The sequence below is a fragment of the Paenisporosarcina sp. P5_A11 genome (assembly GCF_056400705.1).
This window is the reverse complement of sequence record NZ_JBFUKT010000119.1, coordinates 1-10,286: the sequence shown is the minus strand read 5'-3', so window position 1 is coordinate 10,286 and position 10,286 is coordinate 1. Positions and strand designations below refer to the sequence as shown.

The 10,286-nt window shown below is 39.6% G+C and carries 11 protein-coding genes; 9 read left to right on the top strand and 2 right to left on the bottom strand.

The features are described from left to right. Positions 1-55 precede the first annotated feature (55 nt). From AC1DOS_RS14240 to AC1DOS_RS14220, 5 genes are all read left to right on the top strand, one after another. Entirely contained in the window at positions 56-691 is a 636-nt protein-coding gene (locus AC1DOS_RS14240; RefSeq protein WP_108585207.1) for a class I SAM-dependent methyltransferase, read from the top strand. A 12-nt stretch (positions 692-703) separates the two neighbouring features. After that, positions 704-1,174 carry an S-ribosylhomocysteine lyase gene (locus AC1DOS_RS14235; protein WP_108585206.1) on the top strand — a complete coding sequence of 157 codons (471 nt, stop codon included), beginning with the start codon at positions 704-706 and terminating at the stop codon, positions 1,172-1,174. Further along, positions 1,174-2,112, top strand: a complete 939-nt coding sequence (locus AC1DOS_RS14230) for a PLP-dependent cysteine synthase family protein (RefSeq protein WP_477538022.1) — start codon at positions 1,174-1,176, stop codon at positions 2,110-2,112. The genes AC1DOS_RS14235 and AC1DOS_RS14230 overlap by 1 nt, the downstream gene beginning before the upstream one ends. Continuing rightward, on the top strand, positions 2,109-3,242 hold the full coding sequence (locus AC1DOS_RS14225) for a bifunctional cystathionine gamma-lyase/homocysteine desulfhydrase (RefSeq protein WP_108585204.1): 1,134 nt from the start codon (positions 2,109-2,111) through the stop codon (positions 3,240-3,242). The genes AC1DOS_RS14230 and AC1DOS_RS14225 overlap by 4 nt, the downstream gene beginning before the upstream one ends. A gap of 127 nt (positions 3,243-3,369) precedes the next feature. Continuing rightward, the gene (locus AC1DOS_RS14220) at positions 3,370-3,750 is read left to right on the top strand and encodes a hypothetical protein (protein WP_108585203.1); all 381 of its coding nucleotides are present in this window, start codon (positions 3,370-3,372) and stop codon (positions 3,748-3,750) included. A gap of 39 nt (positions 3,751-3,789) precedes the next feature. On the opposite strand, the gene AC1DOS_RS14215 is transcribed toward AC1DOS_RS14220, so the two are convergent. Further along, positions 3,790-4,566 carry an enoyl-CoA hydratase-related protein gene (locus tag AC1DOS_RS14215; RefSeq protein WP_477538021.1) on the bottom strand — a complete coding sequence of 259 codons (777 nt, stop codon included), beginning with the start codon at positions 4,564-4,566 and terminating at the stop codon, positions 3,790-3,792. Positions 4,567-4,682: 116 nt separating this feature from the next. On the opposite strand from AC1DOS_RS14215, the gene AC1DOS_RS14210 reads away from it, so the two are divergent. Together AC1DOS_RS14210 and AC1DOS_RS14205 are read left to right on the top strand one after the other, a co-directional pair. Continuing rightward, positions 4,683-6,305 carry an ABC1 kinase family protein gene (locus AC1DOS_RS14210; RefSeq protein WP_477538020.1) on the top strand — a complete coding sequence of 541 codons (1,623 nt, stop codon included), beginning with the start codon at positions 4,683-4,685 and terminating at the stop codon, positions 6,303-6,305. 202 nt (positions 6,306-6,507) lie between these two features. Beyond that, positions 6,508-6,873: a YhjD family protein gene (locus tag AC1DOS_RS14205; protein ID WP_477538019.1), complete on the top strand. Its 366-nt coding sequence runs from the start codon at positions 6,508-6,510 to the stop codon at positions 6,871-6,873. Positions 6,874-6,936: 63 nt separating this feature from the next. On the opposite strand, the gene AC1DOS_RS14200 is transcribed toward AC1DOS_RS14205, so the two are convergent. Further along, positions 6,937-7,485 carry a competence protein ComK gene (locus AC1DOS_RS14200; RefSeq protein ID WP_477538018.1) on the bottom strand — a complete coding sequence of 183 codons (549 nt, stop codon included), beginning with the start codon at positions 7,483-7,485 and terminating at the stop codon, positions 6,937-6,939. A gap of 187 nt (positions 7,486-7,672) precedes the next feature. Here AC1DOS_RS14200 and AC1DOS_RS14195 point away from each other — a divergent pair, with 187 nt between their 5' ends. Both AC1DOS_RS14195 and uvrB read left to right on the top strand, forming a co-directional pair. Further along, on the top strand, positions 7,673-7,912 hold the full coding sequence (locus tag AC1DOS_RS14195; RefSeq protein ID WP_108585198.1) for an IDEAL domain-containing protein: 240 nt from the start codon (positions 7,673-7,675) through the stop codon (positions 7,910-7,912). 569 nt (positions 7,913-8,481) lie between these two features. Then, on the top strand, positions 8,482-10,286 hold a 1,805-nt coding region (gene uvrB, locus AC1DOS_RS14190; protein WP_477538017.1), incomplete at its 3' end, for an excinuclease ABC subunit UvrB.

The following is a 10,286-nucleotide window of genomic DNA, read 5'->3' as shown; positions in this document are numbered from 1 at the left end:
ACCCAATGCCGAGTAATCAGGTAGGAATAATATATAATAAAAAGGAGAATTTACTATGGGGCGTGAATTCGTAGAGATTTTTGATAAATGGGTAGAGTCTTATGATGCATCAGTCTCAGGACAAGATCCTGAATATCGTGATGTATTTGAAAAATATGATGAGATACTTTCTGCAGTTACAAATAAGTCTTTAGGGGCAGTTGTTGAATTCGGAACAGGAACTGGCAACTTAACGGCGAAGTTATTAGAAGCGGGTCATTCTGTTATTGGAATTGAACCAAACGATGCGATGCGTCGAGTCACGGCGAAGCGTTTTCCTGACTTAGTGTTAATAGACGGTGATTTATTAGATTTTGAGAAACCACAAAAGGTCGAAACGTTCGTTAGTACGTATGTATTTCACCATTTAAAAGATAGTGAGAAAGAAAAAGCATTATTAACATATGCTAGTATATTGCCGGTTGGTGGCAAAATTGTATTTGCAGATACCGTTTTTACATCAGAGGAAGCGAAACAAGCACAGATTTCAAAAGAACGTGCACGTGGTTTTAATAACGTGGCGGACGACTTAGAACGGGAGTACTACACAACGATTCCTGTATTGACGCATGCATTTGAAAAAGCAGGATTCGATGTTCAGTTTGAACAGATGAATGATTTTGTGTGGTTAATGGACGCGATTAAAAAATAAGGAGTGGAAAAGATGAAACAAATGAATGTAGAAAGTTTTAACTTAGATCATACTAAGGTAGTTGCACCGTATGTACGATTAGCTGGACGTAAAATGGGCGCAAATGGAGACGAAATTTTAAAGTATGATATTCGTTTTAAGCAACCGAATAAAGAACATATGGAAATGGCTGGACTCCATTCTATTGAGCATTTAATGGCTGAAAACATTCGTAACCATACAGATCAAGTGGTAGACATGAGCCCTATGGGATGCCAAACAGGATTTTATTTAGCTGTTATTAATCATGATGACTTCGACGAAATTTTAATGATTTTAGAAAAAACGCTTGAAGATGTCATGCAAGCAACTGAAGTACCTGCTTGTAATGAAGTACAATGTGGCTGGGCTGCCAATCATAGTTTAGAAGGCGCCAAAGAGATTGCACGCGAGATGCTCTCTAAGAAAGATGAATGGCGTACGGTATTCGCGGAGGAAGTATAATGAATGTCTACGGAAGCGTGCACGAATTGATTGGCAATACACCAGTCGTAGAGATCAACAATATTGATATTCCGAATAATTGTCGCATATTTGCAAAGCTTGAGTTCATGAATCCTGGTGGTAGTGTGAAAGATCGTTTAGGTGTATCTTTATTAAAAGATGCTGTAGAATCTGGAAAGCTACAACCAGGTGGAACCATTATCGAACCAACAGCTGGTAATACAGGAATCGGTGTAGCTTTAGCGGCAATTGGCAAAGGCTACACGGTGAAATTTGTTGTGCCACAAAAGTTCAGTATGGAAAAACAAACATTGATGCGTGCACTTGGTGCTGAAATCGTGAATACACCCACGGAACTTGGAATGAAAGGTGCCATTGCAAAAGCTGAGGAGCTTGTAAAAGAAACGCCAGGTGCTTTTTCACCTTCCCAGTTTTCAAATCCTGCAAATCCAGAAACGTATGTACACACATTAGGACCTGAATTATGGCGCGATTTAGATGGTAGAATTAACGTCTTTGTAGCAGGTGCTGGCTCAGGTGGAACATTTATGGGAACGGCGAAGTATTTAAAAAATCAAAATGTAGATATTAAAACAGTAATCGTTGAACCACAAGGCTCGATTTTAAATGGTGGTGAATCTGGTTCGCATTACACAGAAGGTATCGGTATGGAGTTTTTACCAGGCTATATGGATAAAACGTATTTTAATGCTATTCATACAGTTACTGACAAAAATGCTTTTGAAAAAATGCGTGTATTAGCTAAAGAAGAAGGTCTTCTTGTCGGCAGTTCTTCAGGTGCTGCTTTTTATGCGGCACTTGAAGAAGCGAAAGTGGCGGAACCAGGAAGCCATATCGTGACGATTTTTGCGGATTCAAGCGAACGTTATTTAAGCCAAAATGTTTATGAATTATTGAAGGAGGACGAAGCACAATGAGACCAAAAACAAAATTAATTCACGCGGGTATCGTTGGGGACGAAACAACAGGTGCCGTTTCCACACCGATTTACCAAGTAAGCACATATAAACAAGATGCTGTAGGAGACTTCCGTGGATACGAATATTCACGTACAGGCAATCCTACTCGTCATGCACTTGAAGTTTTAATTAGTGATTTAGAAGGCGGTCATGCTGGCTTTGCTTTTGGTTCAGGAATGGCAGCTATCAGCTCAGTAATGATGCTTTTTAATGCAGGAGATCATATCGTTATGACTGACGATGTTTACGGTGGTACATACCGTGTCATGACAAAAGTATTAAATCGTTTCGGCATTGAATCAACATTCGTAGATTCTTCAAACGCGGCTGAATTTGAAGCGGCAATTAAAGAAAACACAAAAGCAGTCTTTATTGAATCTCCAACCAATCCATTATTAAAAGTAACGGATATTGCGGAAATTGCTAAATTGGCAAAAGCAAAAGGATTGTTAACGATTGTTGATAACACGTTCATGACACCATACTTGCAACAACCATTGTCTCTTGGTGCAGATATCGTTTTGCATAGTGCAACGAAGTATATCGGAGGCCATAGTGATGTAGTTGCTGGGTTGGTAGTTGTTGCGACAGAAGAGTTAGCGAAAGACCTACACTTTGTTCAAAACTCAGTAGGTGCAATTTTAGGACCACAGGATTCATGGTTATTGATTCGTGGCTTGAAGACACTTGGAATCCGCATGGAAGAAACGAATTCAAATGCGAAGCGCATTGCTGATTACCTTGTTGCGCATGAAGCGGTTGGAAAAGTGTTCTATCCAGGATTGGAATCACATGTTGGGTATGACATCATGAAAAAACAAGCAAGTGGTTTCGGAGGCATGATTTCTTTTGATGTAGGCAGTACTGAAAAAGCCGATCATTTGATCAAGAAATTGAAATACTTCACACTTGCAGAAAGTCTGGGAGCAGTGGAAAGCTTGATCTCCACGCCGGCACGGATGACGCATGCGTCAATTCCGGCAGAACGCCGCCAAGAACTCGGTATTTTAGATGGATTGGTGCGTATTTCGGTAGGCATTGAAGACGTTGAAGATTTAATTGAAGATTTAGAGCAAGGGTTAGCTTAAATATTGGTTACAATGAGTCACTCAAAATAATTTTGGGTGGCTTTTTTGTGTGAACTATTAAAGACAGACCTATACTATTTATCACCTATTGAAACATATTCTAAAGTACGGGAAGGAGGGCTGTGCAATGAAAAAGTTTACTTTGTGGCTCTGTGCGATATTGGTGGTTTTCTTTGCACTTATCGGTTTTCGCTACGGACATTTATTAACGAAGGATGAAGGAACGATTCGTCTTGTTGCCGCTATCTCTATCCTAGATTCCACTTCCCGTGACTTTGTGAAATTCGATGAAACAATTTTCGTTACGCGGTACGTTTCTGAAAACAGCGGTGAATCGAGATATGATGTTATCAAAAAAGTCTTGAGCGACTTAGGTTGGACTTACAAAACCCAAGAAGGAGCAGCGCTCTTCTTTCAAAAAGATAAAGACATTATCTTTGTTGAGACGAAGCTTTTTACGGGGAATTATTTTTTATGGGATGTGCCGATGGAAGCAAGTGAAAAATAAAAAGCGATCGTAGAAGCTCAGCTCTACAATCGCTTTTTGTTATTTCCCTTTAAAAATCGGTTTACGTTTTTCACCAAAAGCAATAAGTGCTTCGACACGGTCTTCTGTCGGAATTGTTATTTCATAAGCTTTACGTTCAATGTTTAAGCCTGTATGTAAATCAGCGTTCATGCCGTGTTTAATGGCAAATTTCGCTTGTTGCAAAGCAATCGGTCCGTTTGCAAGCATTAAATCAGCAAACTTTCCAGTCTCGTCTAGTAAACTTTCTCGAGAAACCACTTTAGTTAACATGCCATAAGCCAAAGCTTCTTCTGCTTTCAAACGACGAGCTGTTAAGATTAATTCTAATGCTTTAGCTTCACCGATTAAGCGAGGTAAACGTTGTGTACCGCCTGCTCCTGGAATGATGGCTAAGCTTGTTTCAGTTAACCCTAGGACAACATCGTCTGCTGCAATACGGAAATCACATGCAAGAGCAAGTTCCATGCCGCCACCAAAAGCGTAGCCGTTCATCATAGCGATAGTAGGTTGTGGTAAATTTTCAATTGTTGAAAACACTTCGCCTATTTTGTATATATTACGTTTCACTTTTTGCTCTGTTAGTGTTTTACGTTCTTTTAAATCGGCACCCACGCTGAAGGCTTTTTCCCCAGCCCCAGTGAAAACCACGACACGAATGTCTGGGTTAATACGGATGGACTCTGCTATTTGACCAAGTTCACTCAACATTTCATAGTTAAAAGCGTTCATCGACTCAGAACGGTTTAATGTGACGATGGCTAAATTTCCCTTTTGTTCATAATGGATTGCTTCCATAATAAATCCCCCTTATAATATTCACAATTTAGAAAGTTGTTCTCATACAAAACATATCACTATTTGGACGTTGTTGCCATCACTCCTTATAATGGAGGTCAGAGGAGGCGCTTGAAATGGATCGTTTAGCAATTTATCGGATCTATCGCATTGTGTGGATGTCCGTAAAGTTTTTTTCACAAGTAACACTTTTTCAGCGCAGCTATAAAGGCCGATGGACACCAGTTATAAACGAAAAATGGGAACGATTGGTTACAAAACAAGCGAAAGAATATAAACGTACCGCTCTTAAACTAGGTGGATTAATGATTAAGATGGGACAATTCTTATCAACACGTGCAGACATTATGCCACCATCATTTATTGCAGAGCTAGAAGGGTTAACAGACCGAGTCCCGGCTGTTCCAAGAAAAGATGCAATTGCTCTACTAGAAGAAGAATGGAATACATCACATAACGATTATGTCGAAAACCTCTCTGATAAACCGGTCGCTTCTGCTTCTATTGGGGAAGTCTACAAAGGCACACTTAAAGACGGTACACCTGTTGCAATTAAAATTCAACGTCCAGATATTGACCGGATTTTACGGGCGGATTTCCGTGCAATGAAAATCGTCATTTGGTTAGTGAAACGCTTTACGGCTTTTGGCAAACAAATCGATTTTAATCTTTTGTATAGTGAAATGATTAATACTATTGGTGCGGAGCTTAATTTTTTACAAGAATTACGCAATGGACGCAGTTTTGCAGATCGTTTTGAAGAGATGCCGGGTGTCTGTTTTCCTGTGTATTACGACGAGTTCTCTACGCGACGTGTCCTAGTAATGGAATGGATTGAAGGTGCACGTATTACTGATCTAGCATTTATCGACGCGAATGAATTAACTCGTCGTGACTTATCGGAGCGATTGTTCAGGTTGTTTTTAGAACAAGTACTGGATGGTGGACAATTCCATGCTGATCCACACGGTGGAAATATACTAATTAAACCAGATGGTACCATCGTGTTGATCGATTTTGGAATGGTTGGGTCCATTAGTAAAGAAGAAGCACGTTCCGTATTAAAAGTTGTGGAAGGTATCCTTTTCAAACACTTTGATCAAGTAATCGATGGATTAGAAGAGTTGAGATTCTTGTTGCCACATGCGGATCGTCGATTACTTGCTGATGCGATTTCTAGAGTGGTGGCAGCATATGAGTCACAAGAATTGACCCAAATGGACAGTTTTGTTGTTGACCGATTGTTAGCTGATATTAAAAGAATTGTACGGACACAACCGGTACAGCTTCCTGCAGAGTTTGCTTTTTTTGGACGCGCTGTTTCCACGTTCGTAGGTGTTCTCCATGTGTTAGATCCGAAGGTGGATTTACTGGCAATTGCACGTCCTCGCGTTTTGGAGTGGGTAGCGATGCAAAAAGGTGGAGAAACGTCATTTTCAAAAGATGATGCACTGCGCATTGCCTTAAATGCAATTGGCCCATTACGTGCCATCCCTCAAAAAATACTAAGCTATCTTGATGAACCTACACGCATGAGAGAATACATGCAAATCCGAGATGCAGGTCTGGAAGTAGAGCGCTCTAGACTGCAAACACGTATGTTTGCAGGAATTGTTTCGGTGGTATCTTTAGCAACCACATTCTTTGGAGTGTGGAATGAACATATTCCACTAATCGCCACATCCGGATTTTTCTTTATCGTAGCAATCTTTGTTTTTAAAGGGAAATCACCTAAATAATAAAAAGCCATCTCTTTGTGAGATGGTTTTTTTTGACGTCTTTTTAAGCTGGATGACTCTAGCTATCTCACAAATACAAGTTGACTTGAAGTGAGATATACCAAGGCTTTGAATGAAAAATACCCTAAATTCCCACTTGTAATTTCTTGAAATAAGCGTACAATATAAAATACGAACAAACGTTCTTTAAGGAGGCTAAAGCATGCCACTCATCCCATCCGAAAGTTTACCTTATTTCGAGAAAATGATTTATTTGCCGATGGTATTAACCATTTTGGAGCGTGATCGAGAGATCGTTGAAAAAAGCCCGTTCAAACTGAAGAGACCTTATGTTGCGATGATTGACCATGCAGTAAAAGAAGCGCAGCGGGAACTAAAAGATACTAAGCTCTATTTGCGCCAACATAACATGAAAGTCAATCGTGGCAATCGCGACGATACCTTTACCGAATACGTTTTCTTTCACAGTGGATATGAAGAGCATCGTCGCTACTTAAACGTAAGATTGCGGAATCGAGTGGAGGAATTGCTTGGCGTGTATTTATCGATTGCCAAACAAGCGAATTGAGGGAAGTAACGAAGGTGCAAGTCATAATAAAAAGCCCTTTAGCGAAGGGCTTAAGTCTATGTATCATCTCTTAGGATTTTTTCGAGTTGGCGTATATGTAAGTTTTGATTGGGAAAAGGGATGATTCATCATGTCACGCGTTTTTTGAAAATGATTTGTCAAGAAATGGGAAAGAACGAATTGCCTGCACATCGTAGAATGAGATACATTTACTGGTAGAACTTGAGAATTAGTGAAATGAACCAAACATTGACTGTGCGAATTAATGGAATAGCGATCAACAGCAGAAAAAGAAATCCAAATATTCCCTTCAGATTCAGCGGAAAGTGTAGGCATCATAATTAAAGGGACTCCAAAATCATGTGAAATCATGAGAGGAAGTTTGTGTAAACGTCCAATGGATTCTCGTGAAAAAAAAGTAGCGTGTTTATAAGAATTTCCATAAAAAACGAGTGATTTCTTTATTATTGCACTAGGTTTCATTTTGACAAGAAATTCAGTATGATTTTCGATGACTCTAGTATAGAGATTATTCTCTATCCAAATTGGTACAAGTGCAATTGTATTGAATGAAACTAGGTAATTAGATGTTGCGGAAAATTTTTCCCCCATGTATTCACTCCCTTATCATTAGACTACAAACCCTATTATAGAGAAATATGGTAATTAATCAACACTAATTTCCTAATAATTATAAATATTTAGAAAAAAATAAAACATGTTGAATTTTCAGAAAAAACATTTGCAACTTCCCCCCGTTATTACTTATAATAGAAAAAAGGCATCCGAGGTGATTGCAATGGATAAGTATTATTCATATGCTGATTTTCTAAAAGCGATGGGGCGAAATCAAACAGTTAGTGAAGCGGAAAAACTGTTGAACGAAATCTACATGGATTTATTTTTAAACCATGTACATAGAGAACAACGAAAAGACCGTTTATTGACTCTCATTGATAATGCGCTCGATCAAAAAGATAAAGGATCGTTTGTGGCGTACACAAACGAACTATGTCAGTTGCAGCAAGATAGTGTGTAATTTTGATTCCATAGATCGTGAATCATCCGCTCTTTTCGAAGAGCGGATTTTCTTTTATGTCCAAGTCGAATCTGCTCATAAGGCGTTCTTTACCTTTCAGTGTCTAGTTCTAAAGCACAGCTCGCACCTCCGCTTAGGCCCACGGGAAGTGGGTCATGAAGGCGTCGCGACAAGATTTCTTAGCGCTGCATTTTGCGATGAGTAACCGCAGTAGCACGATGTCACGAAGTTAGCCTTCCTTCCTATAACTCATGCGAAAACGAGTTTTCGATTCAGTTCTTCCAGCGCCGGCGTCAACTTAAGACACCCAGCTCCACTTTTCTTTTTGTCTAGCTTCAAGCGTCAGCCCGCACCTAAGCTTCAGAAACTCATTCGGAAACGGGTTTCCGATTCGCTTCTTCCAGCACCGGTGTCGAGCTAACTAGGCGCTCTACACTTTTCTTTCAAAAAACATACGTTCGCTTTTTGTTCGTATTCAAATGGGGAATATGATAAAATATGAACAATACTGAGAATAAACGAAAAGAATAAAAAAAATTGATTTAAGCGTTTAAGTTAGGAGAGAAACCATGAAACAATCTTTTGATTTACAGGCGCCATATAAACCAGATGGAGACCAACCGCAGGCAATTAGGGAATTGGTAAAAGGAATTGAAGAAGGTCGGAAATATCAAACATTGCTTGGTGCGACAGGAACAGGTAAAACATTTACCGTATCGAATGTAGTAACCGAAATTAAAAAGCCGACATTGGTCATGGCTCATAATAAAACCCTTGCCGGACAACTATATAGTGAGTTTAAAGAATTTTTTCCAAACAATGCGGTGGAGTACTTCGTTAGTTTCTACGATTACTATCAACCAGAAGCATATGTACCTCAAACAGATACGTACATTGAAAAAGATTCAAGTATTAATGAAGAAATTGATAAGTTGCGTCACTCTGCGACCTCGGCCTTATTTGAACGAGATGATGTATTAATAGTTGCATCAGTTTCATGTATATATGGTTTAGGGAATCCTGAGGAATATCGTGATATGGTGTTGTCCCTCCGTATGGGAATGGAAATTGAACGCAATCAGTTGCTTCGTAAATTAGTCGATATTCAATATGAACGAAATGATATGAACTTTGTGCGTGGAAAGTTCCGAGTGCGTGGAGATGTCGTTGAAATTTTCCCAGCTTCTCGAGATGAACGTTGTATTCGTGTTGAGTTTTTCGGAGACGAAATTGACCGAATTCGTGAAGTCGATGCTTTAACTGGTGAAATCATCGGTGAACGGGAACACGTCGCCATCTTCCCGAACTCCCACTTCGTAACACGTGAAGAAAAATTGCTAGTAGCGATTGAAAATATTGAAGTTGAATTAGAGCAGCAATTAAAAGTGCTTCGAGGCGAAGATAAGTTACTAGAAGCGCAGCGACTAGAACAACGGACTCGCTACGACTTAGAGATGATGCGAGAAATGGGCTTTTGTTCAGGGATAGAAAACTACTCGCGACATTTAACACTCCGTGAGGCAGGGGCAACTCCTTATACATTATTAGATTACTTCCCAGACGACTTCTTAGTGGTCGTCGATGAAAGCCATGTAACATTACCTCAAGTGCGTGGGATGTTCAATGGAGACCAAGCACGTAAAAAAATGTTAGTAGAACATGGTTTCCGTTTACCATCTGCAATGGATAACCGACCGTTAACATTCCAAGAATTTGAGGGACACATGAAACAAGCGATTTTCGTTTCAGCTACACCAGGACCTTATGAACTGGAGCACACACCAGAGATGGTAGAGCAAATAATTCGACCAACAGGACTCATAGATCCAACAATCGACGTTCGCCCAATTGAAGGGCAAATTGATGATTTAATTGATGAAATTCGTCAACGAGCTGAACTTAACGAACGTGTGCTTGTTACTACGTTAACGAAAAAAATGTCCGAGGATTTAACGGATTACTTAAAAGAAATCGGAATTAAAGTTAACTACTTACATTCAGAAATTAAGACACTTGAGCGAATAGAAATTATTAGAGAACTTCGAATGGGAACGTATGATGTGTTAGTAGGAATTAATTTACTTAGAGAAGGTCTAGATATTCCAGAAGTTTCACTCGTGGCAATACTTGATGCGGATAAAGAAGGATTTTTACGTTCAGAACGTTCACTGATCCAAATCACTGGGCGAGCAGCGAGAAACTCCAGTGGACACGTTATCATGTATGCTGATCGCATGACGGATTCAATGACAAAAGCAATTGGAGAAACAGAACGTCGCCGCAACATTCAAATCGCCTATAACGAAAAACATGGAATTACACCAAAAACGATTCAAAAGAAAATTCGCGATGTTATTCGTGCATCTCATAATGC

What these genes read in the sequence shown, in the direction of transcription:
- AC1DOS_RS14240 (WP_108585207.1), top strand. Translation starts at nt 56, where the DNA reads ATGGGGCGTGAATTCGTAGAGATTTTTGATAAATGGGTAGAGTCTTAT.
- AC1DOS_RS14235 (WP_108585206.1), top strand. Translation starts at nt 704, where the DNA reads ATGAAACAAATGAATGTAGAAAGTTTTAACTTAGATCATACTAAGGTA.
- AC1DOS_RS14230 (WP_477538022.1), top strand. Translation starts at nt 1,174, where the DNA reads ATGAATGTCTACGGAAGCGTGCACGAATTGATTGGCAATACACCAGTC.
- AC1DOS_RS14225 (WP_108585204.1), top strand. Translation starts at nt 2,109, where the DNA reads ATGAGACCAAAAACAAAATTAATTCACGCGGGTATCGTTGGGGACGAA.
- AC1DOS_RS14220 (WP_108585203.1), top strand. Translation starts at nt 3,370, where the DNA reads ATGAAAAAGTTTACTTTGTGGCTCTGTGCGATATTGGTGGTTTTCTTT.
- AC1DOS_RS14215 (WP_477538021.1), bottom strand. Translation starts at nt 4,566, where the DNA reads ATGGAAGCAATCCATTATGAACAAAAGGGAAATTTAGCCATCGTCACA.
- AC1DOS_RS14210 (WP_477538020.1), top strand. Translation starts at nt 4,683, where the DNA reads ATGGATCGTTTAGCAATTTATCGGATCTATCGCATTGTGTGGATGTCC.
- AC1DOS_RS14205 (WP_477538019.1), top strand. Translation starts at nt 6,508, where the DNA reads ATGCCACTCATCCCATCCGAAAGTTTACCTTATTTCGAGAAAATGATT.
- AC1DOS_RS14200 (WP_477538018.1), bottom strand. Translation starts at nt 7,485, where the DNA reads ATGGGGGAAAAATTTTCCGCAACATCTAATTACCTAGTTTCATTCAAT.
- AC1DOS_RS14195 (WP_108585198.1), top strand. Translation starts at nt 7,673, where the DNA reads ATGGATAAGTATTATTCATATGCTGATTTTCTAAAAGCGATGGGGCGA.